The 16,982-nt window shown below is 53.2% G+C and carries 17 protein-coding genes and 1 tRNA gene; 10 read left to right on the top strand and 8 right to left on the bottom strand.

Features of this window, described 5'->3' with window-relative positions; genetic code table 11:
* The first annotated feature begins 1 nt into the window (after position 1).
* Positions 2-298, top strand: coding sequence for a contact-dependent growth inhibition system immunity protein (locus GM298_RS16000; RefSeq protein WP_266154501.1), 297 nt, complete (start codon positions 2-4; stop codon positions 296-298).
* A 389-nt stretch (positions 299-687) separates the two neighbouring features.
* Here the strand turns inward: GM298_RS16000 and GM298_RS15995 are convergent, their stop codons facing one another.
* A complete protein-coding gene (locus tag GM298_RS15995; RefSeq protein WP_266154498.1) occupies positions 688-1,686 on the bottom strand; it encodes an aldo/keto reductase in 999 nt (332 codons plus the stop codon).
* A gap of 100 nt (positions 1,687-1,786) precedes the next feature.
* Between GM298_RS15995 and GM298_RS15990 the strand changes: the two genes are divergently transcribed.
* Positions 1,787-2,698: a LysR family transcriptional regulator gene (locus GM298_RS15990; RefSeq protein ID WP_045286113.1), complete on the top strand. Its 912-nt coding sequence runs from the start codon at positions 1,787-1,789 to the stop codon at positions 2,696-2,698.
* 2 nt (positions 2,699-2,700) lie between these two features.
* Here GM298_RS15990 and GM298_RS15985 read toward each other — a convergent pair.
* Positions 2,701-2,777, bottom strand: a tRNA-Arg gene (locus GM298_RS15985).
* A gap of 279 nt (positions 2,778-3,056) precedes the next feature.
* Between GM298_RS15985 and GM298_RS15980 the strand changes: the two genes are divergently transcribed.
* The 3 genes from GM298_RS15980 to fimZ all read left to right on the top strand — a co-directional run bounded on the left by GM298_RS15980 (position 3,057) and on the right by fimZ (position 5,939).
* Positions 3,057-3,755 (top strand): EAL domain-containing protein, encoded by a 699-nt coding sequence (locus GM298_RS15980; RefSeq protein ID WP_252087674.1) that lies wholly within the window; start codon positions 3,057-3,059, stop codon positions 3,753-3,755.
* A 24-nt stretch (positions 3,756-3,779) separates the two neighbouring features.
* Positions 3,780-4,496, top strand: coding sequence for a helix-turn-helix transcriptional regulator (locus GM298_RS15975; RefSeq protein ID WP_128338590.1), 717 nt, complete (start codon positions 3,780-3,782; stop codon positions 4,494-4,496).
* Positions 4,497-5,306: 810 nt separating this feature from the next.
* Positions 5,307-5,939 (top strand): fimbria biosynthesis transcriptional regulator FimZ, encoded by a 633-nt coding sequence (fimZ, locus tag GM298_RS15970; protein WP_025756111.1) that lies wholly within the window; start codon positions 5,307-5,309, stop codon positions 5,937-5,939.
* A gap of 51 nt (positions 5,940-5,990) precedes the next feature.
* On the opposite strand, the gene sfmF is transcribed toward fimZ, so the two are convergent.
* The 6 genes from sfmF to fimA form a co-directional block, all read right to left on the bottom strand.
* Complete coding sequence (gene sfmF, locus GM298_RS15965; protein WP_025756112.1) at positions 5,991-6,515, bottom strand: fimbria assembly protein; 525 nt, start codon at positions 6,513-6,515, stop codon at positions 5,991-5,993.
* Positions 6,516-6,524: 9 nt separating this feature from the next.
* On the bottom strand, positions 6,525-7,529 hold the full coding sequence (gene fimH / locus GM298_RS15960) for a type 1 fimbria D-mannose specific adhesin FimH (protein ID WP_025756113.1): 1,005 nt from the start codon (positions 7,527-7,529) through the stop codon (positions 6,525-6,527).
* A 13-nt stretch (positions 7,530-7,542) separates the two neighbouring features.
* Positions 7,543-10,107 (bottom strand): fimbrial biogenesis usher protein, encoded by a 2,565-nt coding sequence (locus GM298_RS15955; RefSeq protein WP_266154494.1) that lies wholly within the window; start codon positions 10,105-10,107, stop codon positions 7,543-7,545.
* A gap of 14 nt (positions 10,108-10,121) precedes the next feature.
* Positions 10,122-10,814: a type 1 fimbria chaperone FimC gene (gene fimC, locus GM298_RS15950; RefSeq protein ID WP_045286673.1), complete on the bottom strand. Its 693-nt coding sequence runs from the start codon at positions 10,812-10,814 to the stop codon at positions 10,122-10,124.
* 34 nt (positions 10,815-10,848) lie between these two features.
* On the bottom strand, positions 10,849-11,394 hold the full coding sequence (gene fimI / locus GM298_RS15945; protein WP_025756116.1) for a type 1 fimbrial protein subunit FimI: 546 nt from the start codon (positions 11,392-11,394) through the stop codon (positions 10,849-10,851).
* Between the two features lie 68 nt (positions 11,395-11,462).
* Positions 11,463-12,026 (bottom strand): type 1 fimbrial major subunit FimA, encoded by a 564-nt coding sequence (fimA, locus tag GM298_RS15940; protein ID WP_025756117.1) that lies wholly within the window; start codon positions 12,024-12,026, stop codon positions 11,463-11,465.
* 310 nt (positions 12,027-12,336) lie between these two features.
* Here fimA and folD point away from each other — a divergent pair, with 310 nt between their 5' ends.
* From folD to GM298_RS15915, 5 genes are all read left to right on the top strand, one after another.
* A complete protein-coding gene (folD, locus tag GM298_RS15935) occupies positions 12,337-13,203 on the top strand; it encodes a bifunctional methylenetetrahydrofolate dehydrogenase/methenyltetrahydrofolate cyclohydrolase FolD (protein ID WP_025756118.1) in 867 nt (288 codons plus the stop codon).
* Position 13,204: 1 nt separating this feature from the next.
* Complete coding sequence (gene ybcJ / locus GM298_RS15930) at positions 13,205-13,417, top strand: ribosome-associated protein YbcJ (protein ID WP_045286674.1); 213 nt, start codon at positions 13,205-13,207, stop codon at positions 13,415-13,417.
* Positions 13,418-13,646: 229 nt separating this feature from the next.
* Complete coding sequence (locus tag GM298_RS15925) at positions 13,647-15,146, top strand: PTS transporter subunit EIIC (RefSeq protein WP_126800461.1); 1,500 nt, start codon at positions 13,647-13,649, stop codon at positions 15,144-15,146.
* An 83-nt stretch (positions 15,147-15,229) separates the two neighbouring features.
* The gene (gene malI, locus GM298_RS15920) at positions 15,230-16,246 is read left to right on the top strand and encodes a Mal regulon transcriptional regulator MalI (RefSeq protein ID WP_025756121.1); all 1,017 of its coding nucleotides are present in this window, start codon (positions 15,230-15,232) and stop codon (positions 16,244-16,246) included.
* Positions 16,247-16,319: 73 nt separating this feature from the next.
* Positions 16,320-16,841 carry a metal-dependent hydrolase gene (locus GM298_RS15915; RefSeq protein ID WP_045286675.1) on the top strand — a complete coding sequence of 174 codons (522 nt, stop codon included), beginning with the start codon at positions 16,320-16,322 and terminating at the stop codon, positions 16,839-16,841.
* The last annotated feature ends 141 nt before the right edge of the window (positions 16,842-16,982 follow it).

Here is a 16,982-nt window from a genome sequence, read left to right as displayed (position 1 = left end):
CATGATTAATAAATTTCTGGATCATCTAATGGCTGCGTACTTTAACCAGGATTATGATTTGTCTGGCGAGACCATCGAAGAGGTGATGGAAGAATATCTGAAGTGCGAAGGACCAGAACATGCAAAGGGTCTGATTGAGGATTGCAATAATTTTATCAACAGAAATGAAGATGTGGAGCTTGAGTTTCTCAATTTGTATAGGTTCGATTTTGACCCATCTTTATGGGGGATAACTGCAAAGCAGTTCCTCACGATGATATCCGCGCAGGCTTGCCGTTATCTTGATGCAGAAAAGTAAGGGCCTTGTCAGGCCCTTTCTATGTGAATTATTCATTTCAGGTTTAATATGCCGGATAACTAAACAATCGAAGCCTTTATCAAACGAATTAATGTTTTTGCTCTGGAGCAATTAATAATTCTCTAAGGTTTTTGATATATTCAACATATTGGGGGGTGAGGTTCATAATCCCCATACATCGCAAAAATGTATGATGCATTATCATTAAGCCATTGTTCAGTGTCATCATGAAAACGTTGAACATAAGTCTCATTTGGAACAATTATGCTCATGCTATTCATTACTTCAAGAGTAGTATCAGGTACCCGCCACCTATTTATTATTACGATATTTAATGCACAGATTAACCACTCTCCCGCCAGCGAAGCGGGAGAATTTAATGCGGGGCGTTATTTATCGATTAAATTAAAATCACTCTGGTTATATCTTTGCCCCTGGATATTCTCAGGCGTAAAGATATGGTCAACGATCTTAATATCAGAATCGGAAAGGTTAAGGCTGACCGCACCTGCATTATCCTGTAAATGCGCTATTTTTCGGGCCCCCGGAATGGGAACAATATCCTCTCCTTTGCTCATCACCCACGCCAGTGCCAGTTGTGCAAGAGAACAATGGTATTTATCCGCTATATCCTGCAGCTGATAGAGCAGCAGTTGGTTTTTCCGCATCGCTGCTTTCTGGAAGCGAGGCAGGTTGCGCCGAAAATCATCCTCGCCAAAGCCTGAATTGTCTGTAATTTTTCCGGTTAAAAAACCGCGCCCCAACGGGCTATAGGGTACAAACCCAACGCCTAACTCGCGGCAAGCGTTGAGAATGCCTTTCTCCGGCTCGCGAGTCCAGAGCGAATACTCAGTCTGGACGGCGGTAATGGGATAAATTTTGCAGGCCCGGCGTAACGTGTCAGCTGATACTTCTGAAAGTCCGATATGGCGAATTTTCCCTTCCTTGATTAAATCAGCCATTGTTCCCACGACGTCTTCAACAGGGACTGCCGGGTCGACGCGGTGCTGATAAAGCAGATCGATAGTATCAATATTGAGACGTTTAAGTGAGCCTTCCACCGCTTCGCGAATATGTTCAGGCCGGCTGTCAACGCCTGCCATACGCTCAAGCCCCTGCCCGGAGGCAAGGATGCGAAAACCAAATTTAGTCGCAATCTGTACCTTATCGCGAATGCCTTTAATCGCTTTTCCAACCAGGATTTCATTATCATAAGGGCCGTAGACTTCTGCGGAATCAAGGAAGGTGACGCCCAAATCCACCGCAGCACGAATGGTATTGATCGCCTCGGATTCTTCGGCGCCACCATAGGCAAAACTCATCCCCATACAACCCAATCCCAGTGCTGACACCTGAAATTTTTCTTTTCCCAGATAACGTGTTTGCATCTTATATTCCTCTTTTGATAAATCGCAGGAAATATATACTTCCATTATTAGCGCATAACAATTAGTATATTTTTAATGCAGTATTCCATGGAAATTAACAATGAAAAACGCGCCAGAATTGCAACACATAGAAATATTACTTCTTATTGTAAAACATGGAAGTTTTCGTAAAGCCGCAAAAGAATTAAATGTTTCAGCGCCGACATTAACGGTTACCATAAATAATCTTGAAGAAAAACTTGGGGTTAGACTTTTAAATCGTTCCACCCGGAGCTTGTCTTTGACCGCTGTCGGTAAAGCGTTTCTTGATGACGTGACGCCAGTCCTGAATGACTACAGGCGCGTCATTGATAATCTTAACGACCATAAGGAACAACCAGAGGGCGTCATCAGAATCAACTTACCCCGGATCGTGCTTGATCTCTTTTTTCAAAGCCATTTCGTTAAGTTTAAAAATGATTACCCGGGTATTAACCTGGCGTTATTCACCACAGACAAAAAAATAAACATTATCGATGCGGGTTTCGATGTCGGCATACGTTATACACAAGATGTTCCTAAGGATATGGTTGCGATTCCATTTGGAGGCAAGATGACTCTTATTCCTGTTGCCAGCCCTGAATTTTTGGAAAAAGCAGGACAGCCCGGCTCCCCAAAAGATCTGGTAAAATTCAGGTGTATAAATCGCTGCTTTCCTGATGGTCAGCTATACCGCTGGGAGTTTATCGATCCACAAGGGGAAAAAATGGAGGTATCTGTTAATGGCGATTTGGTTGTAGATTCAGACGCGGCAATGATTCAGGCTGCTGAAGTTGGGTTAGGGATTGCGTTTGTTTATGAGGGGCTGGTTAAGGATAAAATTAGCGACAACAAGCTTGTCCGTTTGCTAGCGGATTATACCTATCCCGCTGATAATTTTTGTATTTACTACCCGAGCCGAAAACATCTGCCAGCACCGCTGAGAACCTTCATAGCGTGGGTAATCTCGATGAATAAAAACGTGCGGAGATGAAATGGCACGCCCTGTAGGATTCGAACCTACGACCTACGGCTTAGAAGGCCGTTGCTCTATCCAACTGAGCTAAGGGCGCACTGAGAAGAGTGAACTTCGCGGCGGTGAAACGCGAAGAATTATACGGTCAATGGCAGGTGAGTCAATGCCTTTTCCGTTTTCTCCCCTGATTAGGGCTAGCTGATTGTAAATATGACTGTTTTTTCTCCATTCCCCCGCCTTTCTCCCGTACAATTTCCTGCTGCGAAAAGGCTTAGTTGCATTTAAGTAACGCCTGCTGTTTTCCTGAACGTCAGCTCGTCACACTAGAGAGAGGTAACCCGGCCGCCTGGAGGCTGACAGACAACAGGACAATGGAGTGACAGCGCACAACCTGATCGATACGCCCCCCCGGTTAGAATACATCTCTCAGGAGATCGTCGGCATCAAGCTTGAGCCCATCGTCGCCCTCCGCTCTATGCACCAGGTGGGGGTGGAGGTCCTCAGCGTCCTCAGTGAATCACGGTACAGTGAGGGATTTTTCGGCGAGCGGTCTGCAGAGTGGTCGATATCGCTGCTTGAAGCACAGCTTGCTGCGTTAAAAAATACGCCGCGCGGTCATAACCTTTTTATTAATCTGCCGATAACCGTCCTGACAGAGTCTGCGCCTTTTCAGCGGCTTATCAGGCTGCCTGGCGCGCCGCTCCATATTGAGATTGTCGACCCCGCAACGTTTCTGGCGCTGTGTGCCGCACAGAAGCAGCGCGTCATTGAGAATCTGATGCAGCTCAGAAACCGGGGGCACGCTGTCTGGCTGGATGACGTAGATGAGATCCTGGTGCAGTCGTTTTTATCCAGCCGGCTTCCGTTAAGCGGCATCAAAATAGATAAGGAAGCATTCTGGCGTTTACGCGACACCCCTGCGCTGAGGCAACTGGTTTCCCGCTGCTTTCAGCTTGCCGGGCACGTGCTTATCGAAGGTATTGAGACTGAACGCGATCGTACCTGGGCAATGGAGGCAGGCGCCGATCTCGGCCAGGGATATTACTGGCCGTCCTGGACATGGCCGGAGGATTAAAACGCCATTTCCAGGAGGGAGGCCATGCGAATGACAGTGCGCCGTTACCGGCGGCGGCGTACAGGAAGTGATGCACTGGGATTTACGCGCTCACCTTTTACTCCCCCCTTTTTCGACCGGCTCGAGTTTTTGAGCCAGTCCATCAGCCAGCCCCGCAAAACAGATGCCCCGTTTATCATTCTGGTGACGGACGATCACTTCCTGCGCACCGGTTTTCTCAACGGGCAGTTTCCCCTGAGCAGCTGCTGCGACTACGCCACGCTGGACGACGCCCTTGTCGCCCAGACACAGTGGCCATCAGCCCGTCTGGTCGTCGATATCGAAAGCCGCTCCACGGGCCTTCTGGATAAACTGGATCAGCTGCGAAGGCATAGCCTGTTTCCGCCTTTCCTTACCCCCTGGCTGTTAGTCCGGGCTGATAACTACGATACCCGTCTCTTCTGCAAAGCGGCGGGCCCTTTTCATGTGCTCGAACGCCAGCTGAACGCCACAGCCCTCCAGCATAGCCTGCTGAATACCAGCCCCCCTCAGGGCTCCGACAAAGAGTGGTTCTCCCGCAACGAATGGCCAATCCTGCAGGAACTCTCCCGGGGCAAGACGCTACGTCAGATTGCCCTTATGCAGAACCGTCCCTATAGCCGCATTATCTATCGTCTCAGCTGCATTCTGCTGAAACTGGGGCTGAGCCATCGCCAGGAATTGATACACCTTCTTAATAACCTCTCAGACTGCACGTTTTAACCCACGCGCTAACCCCTTATTTCCTAAAGCGCTTTAGGAATTTACTTACCATTAACGTTGCAAAAATGTTAATTTTTAACATTAAATTCGAAATTACAACTATTCCTAATTTATGGGCGCAAACCTTGTGAAATGCCACAAATTGAAGGAATTACAGTACTTTCCTCCATCCGTTAAGTGAATGGAGAAAGCGTTAACAGGATGATAATGATGTAAAAACAAGCAGCTTAGCGGCAGCGCCCTGGAGTAAGAAGCGAAGCAGGTAGCATGTTCTCCTGTGCAACAGAGGCGTTTCTCCGGGTTAACCCGGGCACTTTCAGATGAAGGTTTGACGGCCCGTGAGGTCAATTTTTCACCTCATCATCGCGGGTTCGTCCTCTGAAATAACGCGCGTTTTTGTTAACAATAAATTAACACAAAGAGATATCTGTTATTTTTTGTTATTACATAAAGATGAAAATATGCGGTAAATGGGATAACAGGATATTTCCGCTAATTTTAAAAAAATAGCGATTCAGATCCAGAAGATAATATAAACCAATACCCTGCGATTAATTTACAGGGTTTTCGGAAAAAACTTACACGGTATAATAAGAAGCGTATCAAATATGAATAAGAAATACCTTTTTGCCAACACCAGCCAAATGAGATGACCGCGCTGAGGCATAGTTCTTTTCACTACGTCAACAAGGATGCTTTCGCTCTTTCCAGGGAAATACTACGGTATAGGGATCTGCACTTTTATCCTTCCGGCATTTCGAGAGTTTTACAAACTCTGCATAACGCTTTTAACAATCTGAGGCATTAAAAATGAAACCGGCATCCGTTATCATTATGGACGAACATCCTATCGTCAGAATGTCGATAGAAGTCCTGCTACAGAAAAATAAGAATATCGTCGTCAAGCTGAAGTCTGGCGATAGCCATGAAGTCCTTGACTGTATCCGCAATCACCCTATCGATCTGGTGATCCTTGACATTGAACTCACGGGCACGGATGCCTTTGCTTTACTAAAGAGAATCAGGAACTTAAACAAGGACATCAAGGTTCTGTTCCTCTCGTCTAAATCTGAGTCATTTTACGCAGGTCGCGCCATTCGCGCCGGAGCAAATGGTTTTGTCAGTAAACGAAAAGATTTGGGTGAGATCTACAACGCAGTAGAAATGATCCTGATGGGCTATTCATTTTTCCCGTCAGAAACGCTGAACTTTATTAATCATCTGGGTTCGGGGAAAGGAATGGCAGCAGATATGCCATTATCGAATCGTGAGGTCACGGTATTACGTTATCTGGCGAATGGATTATCCAATAAGGAAATTGCTGAGCAGCTACTATTAAGCAACAAGACCATTAGTGCGCACAAATCCAATATTTATTCCAAGCTGGGTGTGCAGAGCATCGTGGAATTAATTGATTACGCCAAAGCGCACGAACTGCTATAACCTGAATTCACTCCCTGCAGCTTATCTGAGCTTCAGGGAGTGCGGTCAGTGTTAATTATAATTAATCATGAAGGTCGCATCCGCATCAGCCCGTCCGGGCTGAGGGTTATCTGCAGTGGCGATATAATTGGCATAAAACGACAATGTCGCATTCCCCAGCGCGTCAACCGGGACCGACTGGCTGGCCTGCTGGAGAGCCAGTCGCGTTTTATCCGCATCCCTGATCTCAACCGCGACATGACTTGCCGTACTGGCGTCATTCAGCGCCAGCAAACCGTTATTGCTCCCGTCGGCTTTGCCCGAAAACGTAATCGAGGCTGCACCCGGCGGACAGCCAGTCAGCTTCAGGGTAAACGGCATAGGCTGCGTACGGCTCCCGGTAGTGCTCAGCTGTTTGGTGGGCCAGGTGCCCAGCGTGACGGTTTTGTCGCTGTCGCTGCCCTCCGCGACGCAGGTAAAATCGACAATATTGCCGGACATCTGAATATTGATCTCGCCCAGTGCTGTCGCTGACCACGCGTTGGTCTGAAACATCACCAGCGCCAGCGCAGTAACATGTCCTTTCCAGTTCCGCATCTCTCCCCCTTAATCGTAATCCACGCGGAGATAGCCGCGAGAGGTGAACCGGCCTTCTGCGGGTTTATTCCCGGTAATGCTTACCGGCCAGACCCGGATCCCCACCTGCGCCTGTGCACTGTCATCCAGGCGGAACGGAATTTTGCTGTTCAGGTTGTTAGGCGTCAGAGGCGTGCCGCTATCGTTCGCCACCACAAATCCCAGATCGGGGTTATCGGAAACCAGCGCATTGCCAGCGATTTTTTCCGCCTCGATACGCATCGTCAGATACGCATTGGCCTCCACATTCGTACACTTAATGGCAATGGTTTTACTTTGTGGCGAGACTTTCTGGGGACGGTTTCCGGCACCCGCCTGGCTGAACAACGATGCGCCAATATCGCCAAAATCGAACTCCACCACCTGCCCGGCATTTATCGCGCAGCTTTGTGGCACCTGAATGGTACCGCTATAGCTGATGGTATACACCGGCGTATTCAGGGAGTCAGATGGCGTGGTGGTCACATATACGGTGAACATGGTCCGTTTCGGGATCACCACCATGTTGATAAACCGTCGGGTGACTCTCAGGCGAAAGACCAGCTTTGAGTCGGTAACCGGAAACGCCTTGTTCTTTGGAACGTTAGGGTGCTCCCCCATCTGGATGTAGTTCGCCGGCGGATAGAACGTCCCCGCGAAGTCATCGTGGATCTGCATCGCGCCATCAAGATAGTCATTGAGCTTCACATACTTGTAGCTATCAATCACCGTCGTTATCGGCAGACTGGTGACGTAGCTACGCATGGTGGACTTGCCTGTCGTCCCTCTGGGACATATGGCATTCACGCCGACCAGCCCGGACTTTTGCGCCAGGGTCACAATCTGCCCAGGCTTGTTATTGGAGCTGTTAAAAACGTTTGAGAGATCGTAGGAGATATCCTTCGCCACCCCATTGGCGTTCTGACAAATCGTTGCCCAGGCGGGCATCGCGCTGCACAGCAGCGCAAAGCTCATTACGTTGCGTAAAATGCGCATCTTAAGATCCCCGTTAACGATCACAGCTGGCCCCCGCCATAGTAATGGCCTGGTTCTGACTTTCAGGCGATAAGCGATAGTGAGCGCGACACTGAGACTGCGCCCCGTCGCCCCACTGGATCAGCAGTTCGCCTTCCAGCGGCAGCCCACTCAGGTAAATCTGCCCGTCATCCCCTACCATGCTGGTCACCCCGCTTTGCGTTTCGCGGACCACCGCGCCAAACGGCACGGGCTGGTTGCCGCGCGTCACCGTCAGCAGAGCGCGCACGCCGATGCGGGTATCAAAGCTGGCGCGCACCAGCGCGCCTTTGGTCGGCACCACGCTGCTCACGTTATTTTCGATATCGGTGTTGTTACTCATGGTGTTGGTATCCAGCGCCACGCGGTTATAGCGGTAGACGGTGGCATACGGCATCACCGCATAGCCTCGCCAGTCGGTTTTCACGCCGGTCTGGTTCTCGATGCTGACGCCGGATGCCCCCGGGGCTTTGATCAGCACGTTGGTGTCACCCAGCGGCTGGCTGAAGGTCACGCCGTCAGCATGGCCGACCACCCCGCCGGAGAGCTGCCAGTTGAGATCGTGCTGATCGCGGCTGTAGTTGTAGCCCACGCCCAGCGTGCCGTAGGTCGCCTGCCAGTTGGCGCTGGCGCTTCCGCTTGAGCCATTGGTGCTGGTGTGTCCCTGGGTCACGCTGTAGTTCAGGTTGCGATCCTCCAGCAACGTTCCGCTGACCCCGGTTTGCCAGCTCGTGTCGCCATCGCTGTTTCGACTGGCGGATGCCGTGGCGTAGGCCCTGTCGATGGCGCTGTCCCGACGATAACCCTGACGGGTAAAGAGGCTGAACGGCACGGAGACGTTAAACGAGGCGATCCGGTCGGTACCGTCGATCCCGACGGATTTGTTCCACGACCATGAAACGGAGTAGTTGATCCCCTTCACGCCCCCCGCGTACCCCAGCTGATACCAGAGGTTCGACTCGTCAGTTCCCCAGTAGGTTTGCTCGCTGCCGGAGATATACACCGAGCCGTAATCTCCCAACGACTGAGAAACGTTGAGCTGGAAGCGGCCTTTTTTATTCCACGTCAGGTTGTGGTAACTCTGCACGTCCGGCACATCGTTATCGTCCTGGCTGTCGGCATACTGATAGCCTTCCATTGAGCGCCAGGCGACATCGTCCAGGGTATAAAACCCTTTTGTGGAGTAGCGGTAGCCCAGCAGCTGGAAGTTGGTGCCGAAGCCGTTAAGGGATTTCGCGTAGAGGAAGCGCAGAGACTGCCCCTCATGTTTGCTGTCGTCCGCAAGCTGGCTGCGGGCATGGGTAATATCGAGCGAGACCGCTCCCCAGTCACCGAGGTTTTTACCGGCCCCGATGGCCACCGCGGTATAGCGTGACGCGAGCTGCGTGCCGCCGTAGAGCGTGTAGCCGTTGGCAAGGCCGGTAATCAGGGTGCCCTGGGTGAAGAACGGCGTATCCTGATCGCTGTTGCCACTGCGGTAATCCCCGGCCACCAGGTCATACTTCCAGCGCCCTTCACGCTGCAGAAGCGGCACGGTGGAGTACGGCACGGTATAACGCTGCTGGGTGCCGTCTTTCTCTTCAACCGTCACCTCAAGGTCACCGCTTGAGGAGGTCGGGTTGAGATCGCTAATAGCGAATGCGCCGGGCTGTACGTAGCTTTGATAGATCACGTAGCCGTTCTGACGCACCACCACTTTGGCGGGCGTCCGGGCAATCCCGCGCACGGTAGGTGCGTAGCCCTGCAGGCTGTCCGGGTACATGCTGTCAGACGAGAAAAGCCGCCCGCCGCGAAAACCGACGCTGTCAAAAACGTCATTCCCGGTATTGCTGTCGCCCAGCACCAGTTCACTTTTCAGCGGGATAACGGTGCGCTGCGCCCAGGTGCCAATGTTCTGCCACTCGTTGTGGCGCTGCCCGTTAGTCTGCGTGTAGCGCCAGGCTCCATTATTTCGTAAACGCCAGGCGCCGTAGTTCAGGCCGCTCTGCAGGTTCAGGTAGTAGCTGTCATCTTCGCTTCCCCGGTTGCCCGTGAAGCTGTAGTTCACCAGAGCGGCGGGGATGCCTTCATCCCACTGTTCAGGCGGAATGTAGCCCCGGGCGCTGTTCTGCAACGCCACCTGCGGCAGGCTGACGTTCAGACGCTGCGAGGCAAAGTTAAATACCGTTTCGCTGCCGGGTATAGCCGTGGTCAACGGCACGCAGGTCTCGCCCTGCACCTTAGCCAGCTCGGGAAACGCTGCCACATTCACGCCAAAGCGATCGAGCATCGCGCGCGTAATACACGCCGACAACCCGCCCGCTACCGGCGGCGCGTCCCCGGCCTGCTCAAAACGCACGTCCTGGGTGCCGATAAACTCATCGTTACGCCAGATATCCACGCGATAAACGCCGGGTGCCTGCTGGTGCCCTTGTTCAAAACGCGACAAATCCGCCACGCTGGCGGCGTCGTCGGAGAGGAAGGCCGGGTTGAAGTAACTTTCGCTCCAGCCAGCCTGTGGCCAGAGCGCCGCCATCAGCGCCAGCGCAACCGGGCAGTAACGTCTCTGGTGGTTTTTCATCGCCCTGACTCTGCTCACAGGTTAACGCTACGCGCCGGTGTGATGGCACCGTAGTCATTCACGCTCTGCCAGGAGAGCGTGCCGCCGGCACCGGCTGGCAACACCTGCTGCGCCGCGCTTTTTGGCGCCACCATCAGGTTATCCAGCGGCTTGCCCCCCAGCTTCAGATTGACCAGGGTGATGTAATACGGTGAAGCGTTGCTGACTTTAAGATGGTTACCCGCACGCTCAAACCGCAGCTGGGAAAGCGCCTCTTCCGGCTGCATCGCCAGGTTGTTCGGGCGCACAAACAGCTTGATGCGCGAGAGGATCGCCAGCTGCAGCACGTTATTGTTTTCCGTTTTCGCTTTGTTCACTGACGGGATCGCCTTCACGTTCATGTAAAAGAGCGATTCGCGGTCGGCAGGCAGTGCAGGTCCGGCATAAATAATACGCAGCGTGTTTTCACTGTCCGGCTCGCTCACAAACAATGGCGGGGTGACGGCAAAGGTTTTTTCTTTTTGCCCGTTTGCATTTTCGATCCACGCGTTAATTAAATAGCGTTCTTGTTTATTGCTGTTGGTGATCGCCAGCGATGTTTGCTTCGCATCGGCCGGGTAAATAACGCGGGTGGCCCCCAGCGCAATACCGCCGGACGCATTCGCGCATGCAGAAACCATCATTAAAATAAACGCTAAAAAAAGTCCTGGTTTAATTCGGGTATTCATCACAACCGTACCTTTAATAATGTGTTCGCAGGTGTCAGGGATAAATCAACGTAAACCAGACATCCGACTGAATTTTGCCTGGCTCGAGATGTTCGGAAATTGCCCGATAGCGGGCGCTAAAATGGAACGTGAGCTCACGGGTATCGACCGGCAGCCAGCTGACGGCCGGAGCATTAGGGATAATCTGACGCTGCTGTTCGTCAAAGAGCGCCAGGCCCACGCCGCTGCTGACAGGTGTCTCACCTGGCCGCGATGTTGCCAGGAAAACCTGCGGATCTTCTGCGGGCGTGACGCCCTGAAACTGGATCCCCACGGTACGCGAGACATCAACGCTGCAGTCCAGCAGCCGCACGGTAAAGGGCACGTTCACCGTAGAAAAACTGCCCACACCGGAAAATGAGTTGGTTCGGTACTGCCCCATGTCGATGCGCATATTCTGGCTGTCCGGCGCCACGGCGCAGCCGCCGTTCACCAGCTCACCTCTGAGATGCACTTTGCCCCCGTCGATCACCACGGTATGCGCTGATACCGGGCCAGCCATCGCAAGGGTTAACAGCAGTAGTGTTCCAGTCCTTGTCATCCTTCGTTCCTGGCTTTAGCGTATGACGGGCCTCGTCCGTGAGGCCTGAACATCCCTGTGCGGAGGAATTACTCGTATTTCATTACGAAGGTGGCGTCAGCGTTCGCCTGGCCTGGCTCGGTGGTTGCAGCCGTTGACTTATAACGCGCGGTGAATTTCAGGGTGTTAGTCCCTTCGATCAGGGTCTGCGCGGCAGAGAAGGTCGCACCGTCTGGCGTCAGAACGCTGGATTTGCTGTCGAGGATTTCGATACCTACGCCTTTCGCGGTGTTGTCGTTGCTACCGGAGCTCACGGCCAGCAGGGTTTTGTCGGTTGGGTCGATCTGACCGGTGAACGCAACGGCTGCGGTTTTGGCCACCAGCGGATCGCAGTCGTTCAGTTCGATGCTGAATGGAATATTAGAGGTGGTGTCGCCCACTTTAGTGAATTTCGCGGTACGATACTGACCCAGATTAACGGTCTGCTCGGAAGAATCCGTATTTACTGAACAAGCAGCGTTAACCAGCTCACCTTTAAAATGTACGGTACCGCCATTTACGGAAACCGGGGTAACAGGATCTGCTGCATTTGCGGCACCCGCTACCAGGGCAAATGTGGCAATAACAGTAGAAGCAATGTTGCTGAGTTTCATGTCTATTCCTTTAAAATGTAAATAACCCTTCCCGCGAATAATCGGGAATAAGAAATACGTTCAATTGATGAATTGAAAGCTTATTTCGGAGGAGACAAAGTAGCTCAGGAAGTGTTTTTTAAATATGTCAAAACACTGCCATTTCGCCAGGTTACATCCTAATCCCGCCTAAGAAATTGACCATCCCTTAAGCAGGGTCTTTAGGCCCCACTGATGAAATCTCGCAAAGGGTGACTGACAGCGGCGCTCGCTTCTGACAAAATACAGGGCATCCCCCCTTTCGAACGTTACAGACGGAATCTTCTCTCTGATGGCAGCAAAGATTATTGACGGTAAAACGATTGCGCAGCAGGTGCGCTCTGAGGTCGCGGAAAAAGTGAAGGCGCGTAAAGCGGCCGGAAAGCGCGCCCCCGGGCTGGCCGTTGTGCTGGTTGGTAGCAACCCGGCATCGCAGATTTATGTCGGCAGCAAACGCAAAGCGTGTGAAGAGGTGGGCTTCGTCTCCCGCTCTTACGATTTGCCAGAAACCACCACCGAAGCAGAACTGCTGGAACTGATTGACACCCTGAATGCCGATAAAGCGATCGACGGTATTCTGGTTCAGCTGCCGCTGCCTGCAGGCATCGACAACGTGAAGGTGCTGGAGCGTATCGCGCCGGATAAAGACGTTGACGGTTTCCACCCGTACAACGTTGGCCGTCTGTGCCAGCGCGCGCCGCGTCTGCGTCCGTGCACGCCGCGCGGTATCGTGACGCTGCTGGAGCGTTATAACATCGACACCTACGGTCTGAACGCTGTGGTTATCGGCGCGTCCAACATCGTGGGCCGTCCGATGAGCATGGAGCTGCTGCTGGCCGGCTGCACCACCACCGTGACCCATCGCTTTACCAAAAACCTGCGTCACCACGTCGAGAACGCCGATCTGCTGATCGTCGCCGTCGGTAAGCCGGGCTTTATTCCAGGCGAATGGATTAAAGAGGGGGCGATTGTCGTGGACGTCGGGATTAACCGTCTGGAAAACGGCAAGGTGGTCGGCGACGTGGTGTACGAAGATGCCGCGGCTCGCGCCTCTTACATCACGCCGGTTCCGGGCGGCGTAGGCCCGATGACCGTTGCAACCCTGATTCAGAATACGTTGCAGGCATGCGAAGAATATCACGACGTAGAGGACGCGTAAGATGGCGACTTTTTCATTAGGTAAACATCCGCACGTTGAGCTGTGCGATCTGCTGAAGCTGGAAGGCTGGAGCGAAAGCGGCGCGCAGGCCAAAATCGCCATTGCCGACGGGCTGGTGTTAGTGGACGGCGCGGTGGAAACCCGCAAACGCTGCAAAATTGTCGCGGGCCAGACCGTGAGCTTTGAAGGGCAGAGCGTGACCGTTACGGCCTGAGTCCCCTCACCCTGACCCTCTCCCCAAAGGGGGAGAGGGGATAAAAATCCCCTCATACCCATCACGGTTATTTATCGATCCACTTCAAATAATCACTATTTCCTCTGCTGAAAAGTGAAAATTCAGTTGCGCGTTTTTCACGCTTTGCCCACGATAAGTAGAACGTTCTACTAAAACGTTCTACTTACAATAACAGCGCCAAAAAAGCGCTACTCGGGGGGACATCAGCATGAGTCTGATATCAGGGTTTGTTAAATCGCTGTCTAAGTTATCGATGATTGGTCGCGCCTTAATGCTGCCAATTTCACTGCTTCCCGCTGCGGGCCTGTTGCTGGCTTTCGGCGATAAGTTTCATCTGCCGCTGATGATGAACGCGGGCGGGGTTATCTTTGATAATCTGCCGATGCTGTTTGCTATCGGCTCTGCCGTGGGTCTGGCGTCGGAGTCTGGTATTGCGGCGCTGTCTGCGGCCGTTTCGGTGTTTGTCACCAATATCACCATCAGCACCGTGCTGAGCATCACGCCGGAAATGGCTTCTCAGGGCGGAAAGTATGCCATGGTCGTCGGCATCCCGACGCTGCAGATGGGCGTCTTCGGTGGCCTGATCTGCGGTATTCTCGCCGCCTGGTGCTATAACCGCTTCCACACCATGCAGCTGCCGGAGTTCCTGGGCTTCTTCTCCGGTAAGCGCTTCGTGGCGATTGCAACGGCGTTCCTTTCGTTCCTGATGGGGCTGCTGCTGCCGTACGTCTGGCAGCATATTCAGGCCGGTATCGACGCGCTCTCAGTGGTGGTTAACGGCGATAATCAGGCTGCGTCGACCTTTATCTTCGGTCTGGTGGAACGTGCGCTGATCCCGCTCGGTCTGCACCATATCTGGTACCCGTCTTTCTGGTATTCGTTTGGGGATTACACCACCCAGGCAGGCCAGGTCATCCACGGCGATCAGACCATCTGGTTCAAGATGCTGGAAGAGGGGGTGAAATCCTTCAGCAGCGACACCTACCAGAACGCCGGTAAGTTCATGCAGGGTGAATTCCCGCTGATGCTGTTCGCGCTGCCCGCCGCATGCCTGGCGATGTACCACGAAGCGCACACTAAAAATAAGAAAATCGCGGCCGGTATTCTGTTCTCCGCGGCGCTCACCTGCTTCCTGACGGGGATCACCGAACCGGTTGAGTTTACCTTTATCTTCGTGGCGCCGATCCTGTACGTCTTTAACGCCATCATGGCTGGTCTGGCCTACATGACCATGTATCTGCTGCATGCGCATATCGCCAAGTCGTTCTCCGCGGGCTTTATCGACTACCTGTCATTCGGGATCCTGCCGTCATTTAACGGCTACCAGACTAACTTCCTGAATGCCATTATCATCGGCATTCCAATGGGCCTGATCTATTACTTCACGTTCCGCTTTGTGATCCGCCGTTTCGACGTGAAAACGCCGGGCCGCACTGAGGTCACCGCCAGTGCGGATGAGAAGTCAGATTCCGAGCTCGCAACCGAGATCATTACCCTGCTGGGCGGCGCGCATAACATCGACTCTGTCGGCTCCTGTATCACCCGCCTGCGCCTGGAAGTGGCAAAAAGTGAGGCGGTAGACCGGGACGGGTTGAACGGACTCGGCGCGCGCGGCGTGGTCTTCGTCGGCGACAACGGTATTCAGGTGATTTTCGGTGCCAGAGCACAGTTTATCGCCCAGACCATGTCCACCATGATCGGCAAATAATAAGATGCCTCAACGACGCGTCTCCTGTACGCTGGGAGACGAGTCGTATCTGGCTGATAATCGGTTAATTTCAGGGAGCGGTTTTGAAGAAAGTCAGCATTATTGATGTCGCCAGGCACGCGGGCGTGTCGGTCTCAACCGTCTCGCTGGTGCTGCGCCAGAAAGGGAAAATCTCAGAGGCAACGATCGAGAAGGTCAACGCTGCCATCAATACGCTGGGCTATGTTCATAACGTCGCCGCGGCCAATCTTCGCGCCAACACCTCCAACCTGATCGGCCTGATCCTCCGTGACTTTAGCGACAGCTTTTCCATCAAGGTGATGGCAAGCATTGTTCAGGAGCTGGAGAAACAGGGGTATATGGTTTTTCTCGGCCAGCCGCTGAACGATCGGGAGCATTTAGAGCGTACCCTGCTCTCCTTTAAGCAACAGGGCGTAGCGGGCGTGATCTATCTCGCGTCCGATACGCGCGCCTCCACCCTGCCGGAGCAGATTCGCCAGTGTCCGCTGCCGCTGGTAGTGGTCTCGCAGTCTCTGCTGGATGAAAAATGTAACCTGGTAATGCGCGATAACCGCCAGGCGGCGAGCCTTGCCGCGCGCTATCTCATCGAACGTGGTCACCGCAACATCGCCTACATTGGCGGGCGTGAAGGCTGTCTTATCCGCGAACAGCGCCTGCTCGGATTTCGCAGCGCGATGATGCAAAACGGACTGGTCTGGCGCGACGAAAGCTCCCCCGCCTGTAGCGATGACACACAGGCCGCGGCCATCGCCACCCGTCAGCTGCTGGAGAAAAACAACACCATCACCGCCCTGCTCTGCCACTCGCCGGATGCGATGATCGGTTCCATCTCCGGTATTCATCAGGTTGGACGTACGGTGGGCAAAGATGTGTTTCTGACGCAGCAGGTCGCGCTGGTCGGTTTCGAAGATATGCTGCACGTTAACCTCACCTCGCCCTCGTTTACCTATGTCTCCTCCGCCAGCGACGAGACCGGGCGTCAGGCTGCGGGGCTTATTATCCGCAAGCTGAAAGAGCCGACGCTGCAAACGCAGCGCATTACCCTCTCCGGGCAACTTATAGCCCGGGAATCGGCGTAAAATCAGAATTTAGCACAGGTCAACTGCCGCGTAATGGCTGCTATAGTTCCATGATTTGCCATGGATAAAGACGATGCCTACCGTTATTACTCACGCTGCTGTTCCGCTTTGCCTGGGCTTAGGTCTCGGTACCCGGGTCATTCCTCCCCGCCTGCTGTTTGCCGGAATTGTCCTCGCCATGCTGCCGGATGCCGACGTGCTGGCCTTCAGGTTTGGTGTCGCGTACGGCAACGTTTTCGGCCATCGCGGCTTTACCCATTCCCTGCTGTTTGCCTTCGTGGTGCCGATACTGTGCGTCCTGATCGGCCGACGATGGTTCAGGGCAAGCCTTGCGCGGTGCTGGCTGTTTTTAACCGTGTCATTGCTGTCGCACAGCCTGCTGGACGCCATTACGACAGGCGGAAAAGGCGTCGGCTGGCTGTGGCCGTGGTCAGATGAACGCTTCTTTGCGCCGTGGCAGGTGATTAAGGTCGCGCCGTTTGCCCTGTCACGCTATACCACGCCGTACGGGCATCAGGTGATCATCTCTGAGTTGCTGTGGGTGTGGTTGCCGGGGGTGGTGCTGATGGGGGTGTTATGGTGGAAGAGGAGGTAAAAGCAAAACGGCAACTCACGTTGCCGTTTTTAGTGTTTGAACCCTCTCCCTGTGGGAGAGGGCTGGGGTGAGCAGCTGTGTTTAAAGTCAACGGCTGACGACTAACCTGCCACCCATTTTTTATTGTCCCGCACCATCGCA

This window comes from Enterobacter sp. HSTU-ASh6 (assembly GCF_026319105.1).
GTDB lineage: Bacteria > Pseudomonadota > Gammaproteobacteria > Enterobacterales > Enterobacteriaceae > Enterobacter > Enterobacter sichuanensis.
Note: the sequence above shows the minus strand (reverse complement) of the source record. Positions and strands in the feature narration are given on the sequence as shown.

Coding starts and splice junctions, on each gene's coding strand:
- GM298_RS15990 (WP_045286113.1), top strand. CDS start 1,787: ATGAAAAACGCGCCAGAATTGCAACACATAGAAATATTACTTCTTATT.
- GM298_RS16000 (WP_266154501.1), top strand. CDS start 2: ATGATTAATAAATTTCTGGATCATCTAATGGCTGCGTACTTTAACCAG.
- folD (WP_025756118.1), top strand. CDS start 12,337: ATGGCAGCAAAGATTATTGACGGTAAAACGATTGCGCAGCAGGTGCGC.
- fimZ (WP_025756111.1), top strand. CDS start 5,307: ATGAAACCGGCATCCGTTATCATTATGGACGAACATCCTATCGTCAGA.
- GM298_RS15995 (WP_266154498.1), bottom strand. CDS start 1,686: ATGCAAACACGTTATCTGGGAAAAGAAAAATTTCAGGTGTCAGCACTG.
- fimC (WP_045286673.1), bottom strand. CDS start 10,814: ATGAATACCCGAATTAAACCAGGACTTTTTTTAGCGTTTATTTTAATG.
- GM298_RS15925 (WP_126800461.1), top strand. CDS start 13,647: ATGAGTCTGATATCAGGGTTTGTTAAATCGCTGTCTAAGTTATCGATG.
- sfmF (WP_025756112.1), bottom strand. CDS start 6,515: ATGCGGAACTGGAAAGGACATGTTACTGCGCTGGCGCTGGTGATGTTT.
- GM298_RS15975 (WP_128338590.1), top strand. CDS start 3,780: ATGCGAATGACAGTGCGCCGTTACCGGCGGCGGCGTACAGGAAGTGAT.
- GM298_RS15915 (WP_045286675.1), top strand. CDS start 16,320: ATGCCTACCGTTATTACTCACGCTGCTGTTCCGCTTTGCCTGGGCTTA.
- ybcJ (WP_045286674.1), top strand. CDS start 13,205: ATGGCGACTTTTTCATTAGGTAAACATCCGCACGTTGAGCTGTGCGAT.
- fimH (WP_025756113.1), bottom strand. CDS start 7,529: ATGCGCATTTTACGCAACGTAATGAGCTTTGCGCTGCTGTGCAGCGCG.
- fimA (WP_025756117.1), bottom strand. CDS start 12,026: ATGAAACTCAGCAACATTGCTTCTACTGTTATTGCCACATTTGCCCTG.
- fimI (WP_025756116.1), bottom strand. CDS start 11,394: ATGACAAGGACTGGAACACTACTGCTGTTAACCCTTGCGATGGCTGGC.
- GM298_RS15955 (WP_266154494.1), bottom strand. CDS start 10,107: ATGAAAAACCACCAGAGACGTTACTGCCCGGTTGCGCTGGCGCTGATG.